Annotated in this window: 11 protein-coding genes; 7 read left to right on the top strand and 4 right to left on the bottom strand. The window is 46.1% G+C overall.

The window, feature by feature from the left end; translation table 11 throughout:
* Positions 1 to 96 precede the first annotated feature (96 nt).
* Positions 97 to 1,344, top strand: coding sequence for a multidrug effflux MFS transporter (locus tag F0261_RS05965; RefSeq protein ID WP_061096227.1), 1,248 nt, complete (start codon positions 97 to 99; stop codon positions 1,342 to 1,344).
* 133 nt (positions 1,345 to 1,477) lie between these two features.
* Here F0261_RS05965 and ilvC read toward each other — a convergent pair whose 3' ends face one another.
* A complete protein-coding gene (gene ilvC, locus F0261_RS05960; protein ID WP_039235682.1) occupies positions 1,478 to 2,956 on the bottom strand; it encodes a ketol-acid reductoisomerase in 1,479 nt (492 codons plus the stop codon).
* A 157-nt stretch (positions 2,957 to 3,113) separates the two neighbouring features.
* Here ilvC and ilvY point away from each other — a divergent pair, with 157 nt between their 5' ends.
* Positions 3,114 to 3,986: an HTH-type transcriptional activator IlvY gene (gene ilvY / locus F0261_RS05955; protein ID WP_014977812.1), complete on the top strand. Its 873-nt coding sequence runs from the start codon at positions 3,114 to 3,116 to the stop codon at positions 3,984 to 3,986.
* Positions 3,987 to 4,006: 20 nt separating this feature from the next.
* On the opposite strand, the gene F0261_RS05950 is transcribed toward ilvY, so the two are convergent.
* Together F0261_RS05950 and F0261_RS05945 are read right to left on the bottom strand one after the other, a co-directional pair.
* The gene (locus F0261_RS05950; RefSeq protein ID WP_171337453.1) at positions 4,007 to 5,521 is read right to left on the bottom strand and encodes a YifB family Mg chelatase-like AAA ATPase; all 1,515 of its coding nucleotides are present in this window, start codon (positions 5,519 to 5,521) and stop codon (positions 4,007 to 4,009) included.
* 208 nt (positions 5,522 to 5,729) lie between these two features.
* Positions 5,730 to 6,347 (bottom strand): trimeric intracellular cation channel family protein, encoded by a 618-nt coding sequence (locus F0261_RS05945; RefSeq protein WP_014951393.1) that lies wholly within the window; start codon positions 6,345 to 6,347, stop codon positions 5,730 to 5,732.
* 442 nt (positions 6,348 to 6,789) lie between these two features.
* Between F0261_RS05945 and ilvD the strand changes: the two genes are divergently transcribed.
* The gene (ilvD, locus tag F0261_RS05940; protein WP_171337452.1) at positions 6,790 to 8,640 is read left to right on the top strand and encodes a dihydroxy-acid dehydratase; all 1,851 of its coding nucleotides are present in this window, start codon (positions 6,790 to 6,792) and stop codon (positions 8,638 to 8,640) included.
* Positions 8,640 to 10,193, top strand: coding sequence for a threonine ammonia-lyase, biosynthetic (gene ilvA / locus F0261_RS05935; protein WP_014977809.1), 1,554 nt, complete (start codon positions 8,640 to 8,642; stop codon positions 10,191 to 10,193). Before ilvD ends, ilvA begins: the two co-directional genes overlap by 1 nt.
* Before the next feature lie 246 nt (positions 10,194 to 10,439).
* Here the strand turns inward: ilvA and plsB are convergent, their stop codons facing one another.
* Positions 10,440 to 12,893: a glycerol-3-phosphate 1-O-acyltransferase PlsB gene (plsB, locus tag F0261_RS05930; protein ID WP_014951390.1), complete on the bottom strand. Its 2,454-nt coding sequence runs from the start codon at positions 12,891 to 12,893 to the stop codon at positions 10,440 to 10,442.
* 267 nt (positions 12,894 to 13,160) lie between these two features.
* On the opposite strand from plsB, the gene F0261_RS05925 reads away from it, so the two are divergent.
* The 3 genes from F0261_RS05925 to lexA all read left to right on the top strand — a co-directional run bounded on the left by F0261_RS05925 (position 13,161) and on the right by lexA (position 19,918).
* Positions 13,161 to 15,446: a diguanylate cyclase gene (locus F0261_RS05925; RefSeq protein ID WP_171337451.1), complete on the top strand. Its 2,286-nt coding sequence runs from the start codon at positions 13,161 to 13,163 to the stop codon at positions 15,444 to 15,446.
* 172 nt (positions 15,447 to 15,618) lie between these two features.
* Positions 15,619 to 19,179, top strand: coding sequence for a hypothetical protein (locus tag F0261_RS05920; protein WP_171337450.1), 3,561 nt, complete (start codon positions 15,619 to 15,621; stop codon positions 19,177 to 19,179).
* A 112-nt stretch (positions 19,180 to 19,291) separates the two neighbouring features.
* Positions 19,292 to 19,918 carry a transcriptional repressor LexA gene (lexA, locus tag F0261_RS05915; protein WP_014951387.1) on the top strand — a complete coding sequence of 209 codons (627 nt, stop codon included), beginning with the start codon at positions 19,292 to 19,294 and terminating at the stop codon, positions 19,916 to 19,918.
* The last annotated feature ends 143 nt before the right edge of the window (positions 19,919 to 20,061 follow it).

Below are 20,061 nucleotides of genomic sequence, written 5' to 3'. Positions count from 1 at the left end.
TGGCGGCTTTTTAACCAAGTTTCAGGTATACTCAACAAGGCGCGTTAATTTCGCGCCTTTTTAATTTCCCCCACTTTATTTCATATTCGAGACTTTATGCCCCAGACTTCTAATGGCGTATCTGAGGATACTGCAGTTGTGCAAAAGCCAGCGCTTGGCCTTGTTGAATTTGTTGCGCTAATGGCTACGATGACATCCCTTGTCGCGTTGAGCATTGACGCTATGCTGCCTGCGTTGATTCAAATTGGCGAGTCACTACAGGTCGCCGAGGCGCATCAAACCCACTTAATCGTTACCGTGTTCTTTTTAGGCATGGCACTGGGTCAAATGTTCTTTGGGCCTTTTTCCGATAGCCGCGGCCGTCGCCTAACTATATTAGTGGGCCTGTGTATTTTCGCCTTAGGTACATTTGTTTGCATGATGGCCACCAATTTGGAGACCATGCTGGTAGGTCGCGTTATTCAAGCATTTGGGGTGTCTGGGCCACGAATAGCCTCTATGGCAATTATTCGCGACCTTTACGTTGGCGATGCGATGGCAAAAGTCATGTCGTTTATCATGATGGTGTTTATATTAGTGCCTATGTTGGCGCCTATAATTGGGCAAACGGTCATGGAGTTGACCTCATGGTTCCATATTTTCACTATGTTTCTCATTGTGGCTACCATGGCCGGCATTTGGTTTTTTTCTCGTCAAGGGGAAACCCTGCCAAGAGCAAGGCGTAAAAAGTTTTCATGGGCGCAGTTTTTTGCATCTTCAAAGTTCATTCTCACTAACCCAGCAGTGATGGGTTACACCTTTGCTATGGGCTGTATTTTTGGGGCATTCTTGGCGTATTTAAGTGCTTCGCAAACCATATTTACTGTGTTTTACAACGTAGGTGAATGGTTTCCCTACATCTTTGCAACGCTTGCTTTTTCAATTGGTCTCGCCTCTTACTTTAACGGCAAAATGGTAATGCGTTTTGGGATGCGCAAGCTTTGTCGTTTTGCACTTAAAGGGGTTAACGGGTTTGCCGTTGTGTATTTAGTGTTGCTGTTGGCGTACGACGGCTTGCCGCCTTTAATTCCTACGGTTGCGGTTATGTTTGTAGGCTTTTTCTTTGTGGGCATACTGTTTGGTAACTTAAACGCCATGGCGATGCAGCCGCTTGGCGATATGGCAGGTTTAGGCGCGGCCATAATTGGCTCATTTTCTAGCCTTTTCTCGGTGCCTGTTGCACTGTTCGTCGACAGTTTCTTAAATGGAAATTTAATGCCTATCGGCTGGGGATTTCTCGTCTTTTTTGCTTTGTCTTACGTATCCGTACGCTATGCTGAGCGCGTTCGTGAAGGTTCTATTTAGAAGGTGTATCGGCGTGTCGCAGTGGTCAGTTGCGTAAGAAAGATACTTATTAGCAGGCTTACGGACATAAAAAAGCCCGACCAAAATGGTCGGGCAAGAGGGCTTAGTTAAGCACCTAACGACAGAAACTGTCCTAACCTATGATGGCCTTCATGTCAGTCATGTAGCCACGTAAGGTCTTACCTACCGATTCCACACCGTGTGAGCGGATGGCTTCGTTAATTTCAACAAGGCGTTTGTTTTCTACTTGGTTAGAAGCAGTAGTCAAACCCTTACCGATAACGCTGGTATCGATGGTAGGCATAAATTTCTCACGCAAAATTGGAATTGCTGCGTTAGCAAACAAATAATTTCCGTATTCTGCTGTGTCTGAAATAACCACGTTCATTTCATACAAACGCTTACGTGCGATTGTGTTAGAAATAAGCGGTGTTTCATGCAGTGATTCATAGTACGCAGACTCAGGTAAAATACCGGCTTCAACCATTACGTCGAACGCAACTTCAACACCACACTTGATCATGGCAACCAGTAAGATGCCGTGGTCAAAGAATTCTTGTTCACTGATTTCACCTTCATAAGCCGGTGCGTTTTCAAACGCGGTTTCACCGGTTTCTTCACGCCACTTAAGCAGGTTCGCATCGCCATTGGCCCAATCTTCCATCATGGTGCGAGAGAACTCACCGCTGATGATGTCGTCTTGGTGCTTTTCAAATAGCGGACGAAGTAAATCAGTTAACTGCTCAGAAAGCTCAAACGCTTTCACTTTTGCAGGGTTTGATAGACGGTCCATCATGTTAGTCACACCGCCAATCTTAAGTGCTTCAGTAATAGCTTCTAGGCCGTACTGAATAAGTGCACCTGCGTATCCTGGCTCGATACCGTCATCAACCATTTTTTCAAACGCAAGTACCGCTGCAACTTGTTGCATACCACACAAAATGGTTTGCTCGCCCATGAGGTCAGATTTAACTTCAGCCACAAATGATGACTCAAGCACACCTGCGCGGTCACCGCCCGTTGCACTTGCAAGTGCTTTGGCTTGATCCCAACCTTTACCTTCAGGGTCGTTTTCTGGGTGTACAGCAATCAGAGTTGGTACACCGAAGCCACGCTTATATTCTTCACGTACTTCAGAGCCCGGGCTTTTCGGCGCACACATGATTACTGTGATATCGCTACGAATTTGCTGGCCTTCTTCAACGATATTGAAACCGTGAGAGTAACCTAGCGTTGCACCTTCTTTCATAAGCGGCATTACGGCTTCGACTACGCTAGCGTGCTGCTTATCAGGTGTTAAGTTATATACTACGTCTGCTTCTGGAATGAGCTGTTGGTAAGTACCAACGGTAAATCCGTTACTGGTTGCACGCTTATATGAGTCGCGTTGCTCATCAATGGCTGCTTGACGCAGCGCATAAGAAACATCTAACCCTGAGTCACGCATATTCAAGCCTTGGTTAAGGCCCTGCGCGCCGCAGCCTACAATGACAATTTTCTTGCCTTTTAAGAACTGACAACCGTCAGCGAATTCATCGCGTGCCATGAAACGGCAGCGGCCAAGCTGATCTAACTGCTGGCGAAGTGACAGGGTGTTGAAATAATTAGCCATAAAAATTTCCGAACAACATTCATTTTTGTCAATATCAAGCACCGACCTTGGTGTTGACAGACCTCGTCTATGACGACTTGATATTGAGACTAAAAGATTTCTTTTGTTTTGGAAAATGATATATTTGCAAGATAATATTGCATAAAGTGAAATGTTTATGGATTTTCGCAGTCTACAGCTGTTCAATCACCTAGCTACCAGCCTACATTTTGGCATTACCGCCGAGGCCATGTATGTGTCGCCTTCTACGTTAAGCCGGGTTATTCAACGCCTTGAGGACGAGCTAGGCTGCACGTTGTTTAAACGTGATAACCGCAAAGTGGCGCTAACCCACAGTGGGCACAAGCTGCTGTCTTTTTCAAAGCAAGCGCTGAAAGATTGGCAGCAGCTAAAGGTCGACTTAAAAGAAGATAACGACGCATTGCAGGGAGAGCTCAGCGTATTTTGCTCGGTTACCGCTAGTCAAAGCCACTTACCCGCTATGCTTAGACAGTTCAGGCAACAGCACCCGGGTGTTGATATTCGCCTAATTACCGGCGATCCTGCCCTTGCGATAGAAAAAGTGAAAGGCAAACAGTGCGACTTATCTATTGCTATCTACACCCCTGATATGCCGACAGATTTACATTTCACCGCGCTTGATAATGTACCTTTGGTACTTATTGCCCCAAGAGAGTGGCGACTTACTCAACTAAGCCAGTTGGACTGGACCAAGCATCAGGTGATTATGCCCGAAACTGGCCCAACCCGTCGTACTGCCTATCACTGGTTTGCTGAACACGGTATTCGTCCAAATGTGTATGCTTATGTCGGCGGTAACGAGGCCATCGTGAGCATGGTGGCACTTGAATGTGGCGTGGGTTTTGTGCCTAAAGTGGTACTTGATCACTCCAGTATGGCCAATGCTGTAACCCAAATACCTGTTGAAGATATTGAGCCTTATGCCCTAGGATTGTGCTGCTTGCAGGACAAGCAAAACGAGCCGCTTATTAACGCCTTTATGCAGCTTAATTTGCAAACGCGTGGCTAAGTTTAAGGCATAGCTGGTGCTCAGCTAGCGCTCAACTGTTTAATAAGGTTATCGAGAGCGCGATAGCCCAATGCTTCTGCAATGTGCGCCCGCGATACGGCGTGCTCATCTTCAAGATCTGCAATGGTTCTTGCCACTTTTAACGTGCGATGAAACACCCGCATAGACAAATTAAGCTGTTTAGCAGCGGCTTGTAAAAACTGCAAATCAGCGTCATCAAGTAAGCATATATCGGCAAGCTCACCCGCGTGCAGCGCCCCATTTGGCTTACCTTGCCGTAGCCCTTGTTTGTGACGCGCTGCAATGACCCGCTCTCGCGTTGCGTGTATCGAGTCGTCAGATCTATTGGCACGCTCTGGCAGGTCGTAGTCAGGTAGCCGCGGCACTTCGACTTGTATATCAATTCTGTCAAGCAGTGGGCCCGATAATCGGTTCAAGTAGTTGAGCTGTTGCTGCGGGGTTAGTCGGTTATCATCAATGTCACCTGTCGGGCTTGGGTTCATTGCCGCTACTAATTGAAAGTTAGCGGGGTATGTCGCGCTTCCTGAAGCACGAGACAAATGCACGTCGCCGGTTTCAAGTGGCTCGCGCAATACATCCAGTGCTTTTCGCCCAAATTCAGGCAGTTCGTCTAGAAACAAAATACCATTATGAGCCAGCGATATTTCACCTGGCACTGGGTTAGAGCCGCCGCCAGTAAGTGCCACCGCAGAGCTAGTATGGTGGGGCGAACGCAAGTGGCGGGTTAAAAACCGCTCTGCATGCAGTTTTTCGCCTTTCACAGAGTGAATGGCAGCCACTTCCAACGCTTCTTCCTCGCTCATATCGGGTAATAGCGATAGCATTCGGCTGGCGAGCAGGCTTTTACCTGTGCCAGGAGGCCCCACCATAAGTAAATTGTGTGCTCCACTTGCTGCGATAACAAGCGCTCGTTTGGCTTGCTCTTGGCCGATAATGTCATCCCACCCTGAAAGGGGGCTGTTAAGTGCTCGCGAGGTAAACGGCTGGCCTTTGGCGAGCTTTTTGTTGCCGGTAAGGTGTTCATAAACAGACAGTAAATCGAAAGCGGGATAGCGCGTTGCGTGAGAAACCAATGCAGCCTCTACGTCATTATCCCCCGGATATACGAGCGCAATATCTTCATTTGCGGCTGCCATGACAACAGGAATAAGCCCGTTAACCGGCTTTATTTCACCGTTTAATGCAAGCTCGCCCACAAAGGCAATGTTGAGCAGGCTAATGTCTGAGATGTAGCCCGACGCAGCTAAAATGCCTACGGCAATGGGAAGGTCGAACCGCCCACCAAACTTGGGAATATCTGCTGGCGCTAAATTGACGGTTATTCGTTTTGCGGGAAACTCAAAACCACTGTTTATCAGGGCGCTGCGTACTCTTTCTCGCGCTTCTTTAACGCTGGTTTCTGCCATGCCGACCAGTTGAAAAGCAGGTAAACCATTAGCTAGGTGAATCTCTACACTTACCTCTGGCGCTGCCACGCCCTGCCCCGCAAAGGTTTTAACAACAGCCATTCCCATAATCTAAACAACCTCCTCTCCCTGAATACTTATGATTCGTGGTTATGAAACGCAAACGTGTCAGCGCGGTAAAAATGTAAGCCAACGCAGTCGGCGTAAACTTTAGAGAGAGTCGGGATAAGATGTAACTGTACTAACGATGGGATTTACTGAGAGTGCATAAAACGCTTGGCATGTAATGATCCTGCTCAGCAAACTTAGGCTAGTGCTAGTGGTGGTCGTTGTAGAAAACGGGCAGCTGCCAATGCCAGCGCATGGCGCCAAGCCTAAACAGTACGGTTGTTACAAGGGCCGCAATACCACACCACTGTGTGGCGAGTTCCATTTGCATGCCTATTCCATAAACCACGCCCCCTGCAATACAGGTCATGGCATACAGTTCGCCGTTGAGTACCAGCGGTACCTCTCGGCAAATAACGTCCCGTAACAGACCGCCAAACACGCCGGTAATGGTGCCCATGGCAACCGCCACGGCCATGCCTGTATCGTTTGCCAAGGCTTTCTCTATGCCTACTACGTTAAACAGCGCCAGCCCGAAAGCATCGGCAATTAATAAATAGTGAAAAGGAAAGCGTGGACTAATACGCAGCCAGATAATGGGTATAAAGGCGGCTATCAGTGTGGTGTATAAATAATCGGTATCGGCAATCCAGAAGACCGGGACATCTAACATGACATCACGTAGTGTTCCGCCGCCAATGGCGGTTGCGCTGGCAAGCACGACCACGCCAAATCCATCCATACGCTTTTGATAGGCCATCAGGGTGCCGGAAATTGCGCACACTGCAACCCCCGCTAAGTTTAACCAATGAAACCAATCAAACATCTTCTTGTACCCTTTTACTACCCTTAAAAACTCGCCATTCCTACCGCAAAATACTTGATCAGGCCTTATGTTTCATGCTATTTCTTTGCCCAATATCGAAACGTACTGTTGAGATTACGGTTCGTGATATTGAGTGATGAGGTAAAGCCATAACCTCTAACGAACAACATTTCATAACTACAATGCCAATGGATATAGGTATTGTATGTCAAATATATCATATAAAACAAAGCGCTACTGATGTGTTAGCAGTTAGGCTTTGTTGCTCCTCGCTTTGAACGACCTTAGATGATGTGTTACATCATCAGTATGACATGCAATTTTGAGTAAAACAGCGCGTATTGGAAGTTGAGCCAAAGCATTACTGGTTTACCACTGTTTTTTAGTTTCACAAAAAGGTCTAGCGCCTAAACCTAGAACCTTAAATTAACGGGAAGGATTTATGCCCAAGTTACGTTCAGCAACTACCACCCAAGGTAGAAATATGGCGGGAGCTCGCGCGTTATGGCGAGCAACTGGAATGAAAGACTCTGATTTCGGCAAGCCTATTATTGCTATTGCGAACTCATTTACGCAGTTCGTACCTGGGCATGTTCACCTAAAAGATCTCGGCCAATTAGTGGCACGCAGCGTTGAAGAAGCGGGTGGTGTGGCGAAAGAATTCAACACTATCGCAGTGGATGACGGTATCGCCATGGGGCACAGCGGTATGCTGTATAGCTTACCATCTCGAGAAATCATTGCTGATGCAGTGGAATACATGGTGAACGCACATTGCGCCGATGCAATCGTTTGTATTTCTAACTGCGACAAGATCACTCCGGGAATGCTAATGGCGTCTATGCGCTTGAACGTACCGGTCATTTTTGTGTCTGGGGGCCCAATGGAAGCGGGTAAAACCAAGCTTTCAGACCAGCTTATTAAACTAGACTTGGTTGACGCCATGGTAGCGGCTGCTGACGACAAAGTTAGCGATGCTGATACCGACGAAATTGAGCGCTCAGCCTGCCCTACCTGCGGCTCATGTTCAGGGATGTTCACCGCGAACTCCATGAACTGTCTAACCGAAGCGTTAGGTTTATCCTTGCCGGGCAACGGCTCTATGCTGGCTACCCACGCCGACCGTGAAGGTTTATTTAAACAAGCAGGCAAACAAATTGTTGAGCTGTGCAAGCGTTACTACGGCGACGATGATGACAGTGTATTACCACGTAATATCGCTAACTTTAAGGCTTTTGAGAATGCCATGAGCTTGGATATTGCCATGGGTGGGTCGACCAATACCATTTTGCATCTGTTAGCAGCGGCAATGGAAGGCGAAGTGCCGTTTACTATGGCAGACATCGACAGATTGTCTCGCAAAGTCCCTCACCTATGCAAAGTGGCACCTTCAACACCCAAATATCACATGGAAGACGTACACCGAGCGGGTGGCGTTTTGGGTATTTTGAACGAGCTAAATAAGGCTGGCTTGCTGAACACCGATGTTAATCATGTTTTAGGAAAACCGCTTACCGACGTTATCAGCGAGTGGGACATCACTAACCCTGAAAACGAAGACGCTATTACCTTTTATCGCGCGGGTCCTGCGGGTATTCGCACGACAAAAGCATTTAGCCAAGATTGTCGCTGGGACGAAGCCGATGACGACCGCGAAAACGGCTGCATTCGCTCTATCGACCATGCGTTCAGTCAAGAAGGTGGCCTAGCCGTGCTTTACGGTAATGTGGCTGAAGATGGCTGTATTGTAAAAACGGCTGGCGTAGATGAGTCTATTCTTAAATTCAACGGAACTGCGAGAATCTACGAAAGCCAAGATGATGCGGTAGCAGGTATCTTGGGCGATGAAGTAAAAGCCGGTGATGTGGTCTTCATTCGCTACGAAGGTCCCCGCGGCGGCCCGGGTATGCAAGAAATGCTGTACCCAACGTCTTACTTGAAATCTAAAGGGTTAGGCAAGCACTGCGCTTTGGTAACAGACGGACGCTTTAGTGGCGGTACCAGTGGGTTGTCTATAGGTCACTGCTCACCTGAAGCCGCCAGTGGTGGTGGCATTGGCCTAGTGGAAGATGGCGATAAAATTGAAATAGATATACCCAATAGAAGTATCAATATTGCTATTAGCTATGAAGAACTAGCAGAACGCCGCGCGAAAATGGAAGCCAGTGATAAGCCTTGGAAGCCGAAAGATCGCGTTCGTGAAGTCTCCACATCACTTAAAACCTTTGCGGCGTTAGCAACCAGTGCCGATAAAGGTGCAGTGCGTGATGTGACTAAGCTGGAAAATCTATAATGGCAGCCGAACACGTTAGCGATCATGAATATTTGAAGAAGATCTTACTTGCCCCTGTTTACGATGTAGCAGTGGCAAGTGAACTTTCCTATATGTCTTTGCTTTCAGCCGAGCTTGGCAATGAAATTTTTCTGAAACGCGAAGATCAGCAGCCGGTAAAAAGCTTTAAGCTGCGCGGTGCCTATAACCGTATTTGCTCACTAAGCGACGAGCAATTGCAAGCTGGCGTAATTGGCGCCTCGGCGGGTAATCATGCGCAAGGCTTAGCGTACAGTGCAAAAATGAAAGGTATTCAGGCGACTATTGTCATGCCTGAAACCACGCCTGATATCAAGGTAGACGCAGTACGACGCTTCGGCGGTGAAAACGTAAATGTGGTATTGCATGGAACCAGCTTTGATCAAGCAAGTAGCCATGCAAAAGCATTATGTGAGACCCACGGTTATACCTTTGTTCCGCCCTTTGACGACCCCGATGTCATTGCAGGGCAAGGTACAGTCGCGCGAGAGTTGCTAGAGCAAAACCCACACCTCGATATCTTATTTATTGCTGTGGGTGGCGGTGGTTTAGCCGCTGGTATTGCGGTTTACTTAAAGCAACTAAAACCAAGCATAAAAATCGTTGCGGTAGAGTCGGAAGAATCGGCCTGTTTCATTAAAGCAAAGGCGCAAGGCGCGCCTACCGAGCTTGAAAGCGTCGGCATTTTTGCTGATGGCGTTGCTGTTAAAGTGATGGGGCAGGAAACTTTCCGTCTGTGTAATCGTTTAATTGATGAAACCATTACGGTTACTAATGATGAAATATGCGGAGCAATTAAGGATATCTTTGATGATACCCGTGTTATTGCAGAGCCTGCGGGCGCATTGTCGGTGGCGGCAATTCGCAAGTACGCTAAGCAACACGACCTCAAAGGTAAGAAGTTAGGCGGCATTCTGTGTGGCGCAAACATCAACTTTCATACCCTTCGCTATGTGTCTGAACGCTGTGAATTAGGTGAGCAGAAAGAAGCGGTCTTTGCGGTTAAAATTCCTGAAAACAAAGGTGCGTTTAAACAGTTTTGCGAGTGCGTTGGGGCAAAAGCAATCACCGAATTTAACTATCGCTATGCCAGTGAGAGCGAAGCACATATTTTCGTGGGCGTTAAGCTCAAAGGCGGGCAGCAAGAGTTCGCGGCACTGCAAAGCGACCTTGAAAGCAAAGGGTATGACTGCGTTAACTTAACCGATAATGAGTTAGCGAAGCTCCATGTTCGCCACATGGTTGGTGGCCGTCCGCCAACTATTCTCAACGAGCAAGTCTTCAGCTTTGAATTTCCTGAGCGTCCGGGTGCGCTACTGAACTTCTTAAATACGTTAGGTGAACAGTGGAATATTACCCTATTTCACTATCGCAACCATGGCGCAGCAGAAGGTTTGGTATTGGCAGGCTTTGATATCGCACCAGAAAGTAGAGATGACTTTAACCAGCATGTTGCTGAGTTAGGCTATAAGGTTGAAGAAGTAACAGACAACCCCGCCTATCGTTTTTTCCTGTCGCAACCAGCGAAGGTTTAAATAGCGAAACAGGCGAAAACGAGCCTATCTCCCGTTTTCGCTTTGTATTGCTTCGCGTTAAGCGCAGGTTTACCGGGGAGCGATACGAAGCGGCACTATCTAGCGTCTATCTTTCAATGAAGTATGGGGATTTTCAATGCCTGCCAAGATAGATTGACGCGCAATAAAAAGCCCATGCAGTAGCATGGGCTTTCTCTTTTTACCTAAGCTCCGTAGTTCTGGCAAATTCAGCCAGCTAGCGTCGCCTTAATTCGAAGCGTTTAGTGTAACGTTTTCCAAATGCTGCATCATTTCTGGCCAAATCAGGGCCATAACGTCAGCGCGTAAGGCTTCACACTCTTCTGAGTACTTCAAGCTGCCATCTTTTTCAGAGTCCAGCCAGTGGTTTTCTTTCAATGCACTGATAAAGCTAGACAACACATTCTTATCGTAAAACTCTGGTGAGCTTAGCCCGTAGAGAGCAGATAAGCGTTCAGCCACTTGCTTACTTTCGCGCTCAAGTGCACTTCGGCTAATGACCTTTTCTTTATCTAGAATGGTCAATACCACCGCGTAACGCTGAAGCGTTTCCTGCATGCATCGGCTTAACAGCCATGCTGAGTGGAATTGTTTGCAGTGTGCATCTGGCGGCAACAGTTCATCGCCTTCCTGACGCAACAATCCTTTGTTTAGTAGCGCTGTTATAAGCGCATCAGTATGCGCAAGCGCTTCATCTTGGGTAAGGTGCAAGAACAGCTCTTTTTGCAGCAACGGATAAAGCGCCGCAATAAGCTGAAAAATACTGTTCTTCGTGGTGCCTTTCTTCGCGAAGATAGACGCCATAATAAGACCTGGGATCGCGAATAAATGCAAAATGTTGTTGCGATAATAAGTAAGGTATACCGCTGATTTTGGTTGAGGACTGATCAAACGCCCATAATCGTCTTCTTTTACGTCAAAGCGGCCTAATTTCAGCGTATCGCGCAGTAGCTCTTCCGCTGATGAATCTGGAATGGTGGCATCATCGCTGAACGGTACCGCTTTAAACAAGTCCATGAAATCGCCCATTGCTTGTTTTAACTCAGCTTCACTCATGGTCTGTCGTTTAGAAGACAGTAAGCATAACGACGCTAACGCCATACCATTTAATGCCGCTGCGCGATTAATTCGCGTCATGACATTATTGGCCAGTTCGTTAACCGCAGGTGTCAGCCACGCTGGTTTTTTCTCTGGCTCGGCATCGCGACAATCTCGCCAGTTAGGCACATGATTTTCAAGAAACTGGTTAAGCGCAATGGGTTCGCCAAAATTCACGTATCCGTGACCATAATTCTTGAGTTTACGAATAGCCGAGAACACCTGAAGGTTAGATTCTTTTTTCTTCTTAGAGCCTTTGAGTTCGTTCAAGTAGCTCTTCACTTCCATCACGTTCTCATAGCCAATATAGACAGGCACGATACTAACGGGACGGTTAACGCCTTTGAGCATGGCTTGAATGGTCATGGCTAGCATGCCCGTTTTCGGTGGGATCAAACGGCCGGTTCGGCTGCGGCCACCTTCGGGATAGTATTTTACCGAATAGCCTTTGTTAAACAGCAGCTCTAGATATTCTCTGAATACAGCTGTGTAGAGCTTGTTACCTGCAAAACTGCGGCGTAAGAAAAAAGCACCGCCACGACGGAACATTTTTCCAACCGGCCAAAAGTTCAGATTGATACCTGCAGCGATATGTGGCGTAACCATACCTTCGTGATAAATCACGTAGGTCAATAATAGGTAATCCATGTGACTACGGTGGCACGGTACGTAGATGATTTCATGACCATTAGCCGCCAATTCACGAATGCGATCGGCATGACCTACACTAATACCGTTATAAATTTTGTTCCAGATACGGGTAAGTAGCCTGTCGCCAAAACGAATTAGCCCTTCGCGGTAGTCTGCCGCGATTTCTGTGATGTAGGTTTGGGCAGTCTCTTTCGCTTTTTCATGAGACACCTTCTTGCTTCGTGATTCCTCAGCAATAGCGCGACGCACTGCATCAGAGCCCAACACACTATTATTGAGTTCTTGGCGCTCTAACAGCGTAGGGCCAGTCATGCTTTGGCGCTTTCTTTGAAAGTGAGTGCTTGCTACGCGCACAAGCTTATGTGCAATACTTTGGTCACTACCATGTTGATTGGACATCGCGCGTGCAGAAACGGCTTTAGAGTAGTTAATAAAGTTGTCGCGGCCCAAAAACAGCACAATGAACAACTTACGAAGCCAACTTGGCGCCGCTTTATCAGCAATGAGATCGCTTAAGCCTGGCTTACCACGACCCGGGGCACGGCCCCACGTCACATAGACAGGAACAACTTGTAAATCTAGGTTTTCATGGTCTCTATGCAAATGAAAGAGGTCAGTAAAAACGTCTTCAATTCCCGTATCTTTAGCCGACGAACGGAAAAGAGGCTGGGTTTTGCGTAAAAATAAGGTCGACGAATACTCTCGCCCCGCTAATGTGAGGGTTTCTGTAGGACTAGGTAAACCTAGCGCTTTAGTCGACATTCTCAGTGCAAGTTGGTCTGTCACTGAGTTGGTGGGGAGTAGATAAACGATAGGTTTACTTTTATCTATTCCTAATTCGGTTTCAACGTTAACTGGAATGCTGTGGGCTTTAACCAGTAACTTAACAGGATAATGAAATACCGACAGAAGGGCTTTTCGCATCCACGACATGAATTATGTAATCCTATGAAATAAAAACGGGTGAAGTGTAACACAAACGCGTCACAATCTCGCGACAAGCCAATTTCATCGCTTCTCATGCTGTAATGACTATCCATAACATGGGAAGTTCAAAAGCGCCCTTCTCCTTTTCTTGTGAGTCACAGCCATTTCTATAATGGGTTCGAATACAGAGAACGTAACATTAGCTGTATTTAATTGCGGTACAGTCGGACTGTTACTACTTTTATAAGGGCAAATGAATATGAGCAAGCAGTAGTGGATGATCAAAGCCGGTTAAAGACAATTGATGACTTTATGCTCAATAGCGAAGTGCCGTTAGATCTTGATGATTTAATGATGGTGCTCGCAGAGGCATACAAGGTGCCGATCGCACTCATTGGCGTCGTCGGAGAGTTTGAAGAAACCTTTAAAGCACACTACGGAACCACTCTTTCTAAAGTCACTCGTGAACATGCGTTTTGTAGTCACGTCGTTGAAGAGCGCGAGCAGGTGGTTGTTAGCAACGCGCAAGAAGATCCACGGTTTATGCATAATCCTCTCGTCACCGGAGAACCTCACATTTGTTTCTACGCAGGAACGCCGATCGAGATAAATGATCAGGTAATCGGTGCCGTATGTTTAATTGATACCGTGCCAAGAGAAATAGACGCAAAACACTTAGAAGTTTTAGAGAGAATAGGTGCTTTGGTTAGTCAGCATATTTCGCTTTCAAGAGAACACGAAGCGCTTAAACGCGAGCATGGGCTTATTGAGAAGTCTCCTATTGTGTTGGCAACGTGGCGCTATGATACGTCGTTGAGGCTGGTGTATATCTCGAAAAATAGTGAGCGTGTATTGGGAGTTTCACCCCAAGATTTGCTCACTGGAACGGTGGCATTGAGTGAGGTGCTGTCTGAGGAGGCGGAGGGTGATTTTACCTTTGCTATGCAGGCCCACATGGAAGGTGTTGAAACGCACACCTGCCGTCTTCAGATAAAAACGCCAACGCGTACTATTTGGGTGAGCATGATATCAACGGCAAATTTTCGCGAAGACGGCATGTTGTACTCGGTTCAAGCATTTTTGTTTGATACTAGTGACCAAAAGTATGTGGAAGATAAGCTCAACAAAACCAATCAGCGGATGCGTTTATTACTCGAGGCTTCAGAGTTAGGAACATGGGACTGGAACTTGGCCGCCGATGTTAATCAAGTCAACAAGCGCTGGTGCGACATTGTTGGTCTTGAGTATGAATACTATGACAGTGGCTCTCGCTTTTTTAGACAGCTCATTCATCCCGCGGATTACGTCAAAGTTGAAAAGCAGCTCAACATGCATCTAATTGGTAAGAGCAAAGTCTTTAACACCACATTTCGCATGAAACACACTGATGGCTCTTGGGTTTGGGTTGAAAGTTATGGGAAAACCGTTGAGACAGATGCCCAAGGTAAGCCGGTTCGTATAGCAGGTATTCATAGAGATATAACGCAGCGCATGGAAAGCGAACTGCATGAGAGAAAGAAAACCCAGCTCCTTCAATTTATCAATAAAACCCGGGCATCATATCTGCAAAACAATGACTTGACGATGGCGTGTCAGTCCGTACTGGCTGAACTCATAGATATCTCAGATAGCCAGTTTGCCTTTGTCGGCCAAATGAAAGGAGACGGTAGCTCATCTAGACTTTTCATTCATGCGATTTCTGAAATTGTTTGGGATAACAGTAGCTTTTCTCAATATGCAGAATACAAAAAACGAAACCTCTACTTTAGTAACTTCGACAACCTTTTTGGAACCTCAATTTTAACGGGAGAAGTTACCATTAGTAATGCGCCAAACAGTCACCCTAATTCCAAAGGTGTTCCGCACGGTCATCCGCGCATTAGCCGATTTTTAGGCCTACCTATAAAAGTGAAAGATAAAGTAGTGGGAATGGTCGGTTTAGCGAATAAGTTTGATACCTACACTGACGAAGATGCTGAGTTTCTACAGCCCTTTTTAGATGCATTGGCTGGCTTGTTCTACGCAGTAGAGCTTGAGGAAGCCCGAGCCGTTGCTGAAGAGAAGCTTAGGCATTTGGCGATGACTGATTCTTTAACGGGCCTTTATAACCGACGCGCGTTCCTTGACGAGTGCATCTCATTTTCAAAACAACATTGTCGAGGATGTGTTGCTATTGTCGATATTGATCACTTCAAAAAAGTAAACGATACCTACGGTCACGATGCTGGAGATCAGGCGCTTATTGCTGTTGCGAGAAAAATAGCTAAACATAATCAAGCGCCAAATGTCGTGGCTCGATTAGGAGGAGAAGAGTTTGCAATAGTCATGATAGGTGACAAGAAAGAAGAGATCCATAGGCAGCTAGAAGCACTGCGCATTGCTGTTGAAGAAGGAAGGGTGACCTACAAGACAGACACTATGAATTTATCGATCAGCATTGGCGCAACATTTGTTAAAGACACCTATGAGGCGGATTTCAGCGCCCTCTTATCGCTTGCTGACAAGGCGCTGTACAGAGCCAAGGAGCAGGGCAGAAACCAAGTCGTATGGGATGAATAATAATAGTACGTGGCTTCGCCTACATTAAATATAAGCGAATACGCTCAAGGCGCTGTTGCTAGATTGATAAAGTTAAGTTATAAAAAACGAATATTTTATTAAACTTAATAATTAGGCTTGTTTTGAGCTTTTAACTAAAAAGCCGACATGCCTTTTAAATCAGGGACGATGTATGAAAACTTCGCGCTTGGGTTTTTCTGGCCTTTTTTCTCTTTTAGCTCTAACTGCGTGTGGTGGTGGAGGTGGCTCTGATTCTTCTCCACCTACAAACCCACCACCTCCACCTGAGCCGACAGCACTAGAAATTTTATCAAATCCTTTAGATTACTCAGAGTCACGACTAAACTCGGCGGCAACCACCTATGCTGATGCGAACTACAGTGGAGAAACGAAAGTCTCTACTGTGGATATCAGCGCAGTACAAGAGGTTTACATCACGCTCTTTGGTGACAATACAAGTGGCTCACCCTATGTAGATCAATATGATATCTACACCTTCCTAGATGAGAACGGCAACGTTGAAGGTACGACCGAGTGCTATGAATCAGGATCAGTAACATACTCAGGTAAGCTTGATGAAGACACGGGTAAAGGAACGATTACTGTAGACTATGATCAGTGCATTCAATATTACGACTCCACTCGGTATGACGGACAATTTTCGCTAGTTATTACTGACGCAGGTGAAAACAGCTCCGAAGTAACGTCTTATTTCACTACTTTGTCTATGCTAGACGGTGGCGTGCGCACAACATTAAAAGGCTACTTAAGTGTTGATTTTCGCTACCGCCCACAAACAGGTACGTTTTATGAAGAGACGAGGCAGTATCTTACTGTCACGCACAATGGTGAAACTTACAAGGTCAGTGGCACATCAGCAGAAGGGGTGACAAACAACACCTTCGTGTCTGAACTTAATGGTTCAATCTACATTGCGTCTAAAGGCAAATTGGACTTTGCATATTCTTCTGATCAGGGCGACCTTCCCTATTCGTCATCTGGCTCGCTGGTCGTAAAAGGAGATAAAACGGCTGGAATTGACGTTATTGATGGCGCAGTTCGCTATGGCGAAGATAACAACGGCGATGATATTTACGATGTAGGTGTATACTTTAATAATCTAACAGCGTTTGCCAGCGGAAATCATACTGGCCTTGCGCTTTCAGATATCGATGCGATATCCGTACCTCCTGTAGTGAATCAGCCTTATTACTATGCCTATGAGACTGTCTATACCACAGATGAAGTCACCGTTGAGCCTGGCTACTATCATGATTCAGATACTCCCGACTCAGAGCTGGTGATTTCGTTTCGCTGGTATGTAAATGGTGTAGTCCTTGACGATGTTAATGGTACCACGCTGCCACCTTACAGCGCAGTCTTCGGTGATGAAGTTAAAGTTACCATGGTGGTGTCAGACGGTATTAACGTTGTTGAATCCCAGCCTACTTTCGTTGAGATCGGCAATTCTCCTATGACGCTCACTGCATCGAATATGCCTGAAGTAGTAACTGCGGGCGGATACGTAGAGTTTACCGTATCGATGAGTGACCCAGACAGAGTTGACGATGACGTCGCGGGAGAGCTTATTTCAGCGCCTCCCGGTGCTTCGTTAAATGCGGAAGGTCTGATGACCTGGAATGTACCTGCGAATCAACTTTTCAACGCTCAAACTTATATGTTTAGTTTCGCTAGCTTAGACGGAACTGAATCCCAACAAACGCTCGAAATCACTTCTTATGCGGACAAGGCCCCGGCTTATGCTCGTACTACTGTGATGACACCAATTTATAATCACGGCTTTGCTATTGCTTCGACCAATGGTGTAAGTGAACTTATCACGGTAAATGCTCGCAACGTGGGCGCATTTTCGCTAGAAGGCAATACGCTTAAAAATACCTATGTGTATCCGTATAAACTGCCAACTAAAGGCGAAATTAGAAGCGTGCATACCCAAGATGTTGATGGTGACAATAATGATGAAATCTACCTTCTTACTCAACAGGGATTGTCTGTAATAAAAGACCGCGAAAGTAACGCAGAAGCGGTGTTTATTATTGAAGATAGTATTATTTCTGGCTTATTTTACGACATCAATGGTGACGGGGTTGATGAAGTTGCTTATTTATATGGGAGCGAATATTACAATGCGACTTCTATTGCCATTGTAGATGTTCGCACAGGTGAGCACTTGCAACAGTACGATATTGACGGCGTCAATAACCTTGCTTTTGGTAATGTAGATGATGACACATCGATAGAAATGGTAACGAACAATGGTTATGTATTTGATATCGAAAGCGGTGCCAACCAATGGCTATACGGTAGCGGGTTCAGCGACGCATTTGTTGTGCTGGGTGATATGAATAACGATGGTGTAGATGAAATCATCGGTGCCGATAGTTGGAATGATATCTCAATCTACTCAGCAGTATCGAAAAGCAGTTTGGCAACGGCGGAACATGGTGACATTTGTGATATCGCCTATAGTAAAGAAAGCCCAGCTACAGAAGGAATAGTGGTTGTCTCCGAGTGTCAGTGGGGACAAGTTAGAGGTTTTGCATTAGAAGCGGGACAAATCTCTGAGCAGTGGGCTCTTAACCACAACACTTACAGTGGCATGTCACTTCTCATTGACGATTTAGACAATGACAATGTGGACGACATTATTTGGACTGGTGAGAATCAAATTTTAGTAGCGCAACAAGATGCCAACGGTGAATATGCCTTGTCAGATATAAAAGGTGCGCCGCGCGCGAGTAGATATCATGCCGCGGGTTGGGCACCTTATGGCGATAATGATGAAAGAGCCGTCTTTGTTAGCGATACAAGTAGTTACGAATCATCTATTCAGATTTTATCGGTAGATAAAGAGGATAACTTTGCGATAAGTGCTGAGGTTGGCGAAGATGTCTATAACTATAGCAAACCGGTCGTTACAGACTACAACAATGACGGTGTGGGTGAGTTACTAATAGGGGCACTGGATTATAGTTCGTCGTTTAATGTCGTGAGACTTACAGATAACGCTATTCAGTGGACACTGAACAATAATCAGAATAGTGAAATTTCGTTTATTGAAGCCATTGACGTAAATAACGATAGTTACGCCGATGCAGTTATTATTGAGAACAATCGACTTAAAGCGTTTGATATCGAGAATCAGGTGCTTATCGACTCAATCATTAACGATTTTTCAATTAATGCGCTTGCTGCCTCTGAAAAAGACGGTGTGCATTATTTTGCTGTTGGGGGCTATAGTTCGCTCAAGCTCTATAAAATGCAGGATGGTGAATTTGTTGGATTGAATGAATTGGAAACCAATTGTGACCAATTGCTCACGGTAAATTTTGATAGTGATAGCGAACTTGAATTTGCGTGTTTAAATAGAAACTACAACACCATCAATGTTTATGACGTGGCGAGCGATGCATTAGAACTCAAAGACGCTATAGCACCGTCATTCTACCCTCAGTATATAGCGGCTGTTCCAACGACGTCGTCTAATCAGTCGATTCTCGCTATCTACCAGCCTAACGAGAATGACTATTCGTACAATTATTATGACAGCATCGCATATCGCGTGGTTGAGGTTGATAATAAAGGCAATGTGGTGTGGCAAAGCCCTGGACTTGGGCTCGATAATGTTGAAGGCATGCGCACACGTCAAAATAGTGATGGGGAGCTGGAGTTACAAATTAGTAACCCGAACATGGCTCTTCTCGTAAAATAAGAGGAAAGCACTTGTCGTAGGCTATTGCAGATCGCAAAAGACGCGGCAAGTGCTTGTTATTTAGTTTTAGGTGTATATACTTACAGGAACTGTATGAACAGACAGGTCTTTTATGCGCCCACTCACAGCTCGACAAACCGAAGTTTTAGAACTTATTAAAACAACCATGTTAGAAACGGGAATGCCGCCTACTCGTGCGGAAATAGCCCGTCAGCTTGGCTTTCGTTCTGCTAATGCAGCAGAGGAACATTTGAAAGCATTGGCGCGTAAAGGCGTGATTGAAATTTTGCCTGGTACGTCTCGTGGCATTAAGCTCAATATCCCTCTTGATAACGACGCACAAGAAGAAGAAGGCCTACCGTTAATTGGGCGTGTTGCAGCCGGTGAGCCGATCTTGGCGCAAGAGCATGTTGAATCGCACTACAAAGTCGATCCTGCACTGTTTCAACCCCATGCCGACTTTTTGCTACGCGTTAACGGTATGAGCATGAAAGACATTGGTATTTTAGACGGTGATCTTCTCGCTGTTCATCGCACCACTGATGTACACAACGGTCAGGTGGTTGTGGCGCGTGTAGATGAAGACGTCACCGTAAAGCGTCTAGAGAAACGCGGGCGTGAAGTATTGCTTCATGCTGAGAATGATGAGTTTGCACCAATAAAAGTTGATTTGGCGACTGAACATTTTGCGATAGAAGGCATTGCGGTGGGTGTGATCAGAAACGCTGACTGGATGTAGTATTTTAGCTTGTTTGTATAAAAGCGGCGCGTTAGCCGCTTTAATTAGATGGTCCGCCTCACCTCTAAGCTAGTCTTAGAGTTAGGCAATCAAAGAGGCGAACCATCATGTCTACTATTAAAGTTCTTGGTATCGATTTAGGC

The organism is Alteromonas sp. 07-89-2, from assembly GCF_013113925.1.
Classification (GTDB): domain Bacteria; phylum Pseudomonadota; class Gammaproteobacteria; order Enterobacterales; family Alteromonadaceae; genus Alteromonas; species Alteromonas macleodii.
This window is presented reverse-complemented; position numbering and strand designations above follow the sequence as displayed.

Excerpts from the sequence above, each read along its gene's own strand:
- F0261_RS05965 (WP_061096227.1), top strand. The coding sequence starts at position 97 with ATGCCCCAGACTTCTAATGGCGTATCTGAGGATACTGCAGTTGTGCAA.
- ilvC (WP_039235682.1), bottom strand. The coding sequence starts at position 2,956 with ATGGCTAATTATTTCAACACCCTGTCACTTCGCCAGCAGTTAGATCAG.
- ilvY (WP_014977812.1), top strand. The coding sequence starts at position 3,114 with ATGGATTTTCGCAGTCTACAGCTGTTCAATCACCTAGCTACCAGCCTA.
- F0261_RS05950 (WP_171337453.1), bottom strand. The coding sequence starts at position 5,521 with ATGGGAATGGCTGTTGTTAAAACCTTTGCGGGGCAGGGCGTGGCAGCG.
- F0261_RS05945 (WP_014951393.1), bottom strand. The coding sequence starts at position 6,347 with ATGTTTGATTGGTTTCATTGGTTAAACTTAGCGGGGGTTGCAGTGTGC.
- ilvD (WP_171337452.1), top strand. The coding sequence starts at position 6,790 with ATGCCCAAGTTACGTTCAGCAACTACCACCCAAGGTAGAAATATGGCG.
- ilvA (WP_014977809.1), top strand. The coding sequence starts at position 8,640 with ATGGCAGCCGAACACGTTAGCGATCATGAATATTTGAAGAAGATCTTA.
- plsB (WP_014951390.1), bottom strand. The coding sequence starts at position 12,893 with ATGTCGTGGATGCGAAAAGCCCTTCTGTCGGTATTTCATTATCCTGTT.
- F0261_RS05920 (WP_171337450.1), top strand. The coding sequence starts at position 15,619 with ATGAAAACTTCGCGCTTGGGTTTTTCTGGCCTTTTTTCTCTTTTAGCT.
- lexA (WP_014951387.1), top strand. The coding sequence starts at position 19,292 with ATGCGCCCACTCACAGCTCGACAAACCGAAGTTTTAGAACTTATTAAA.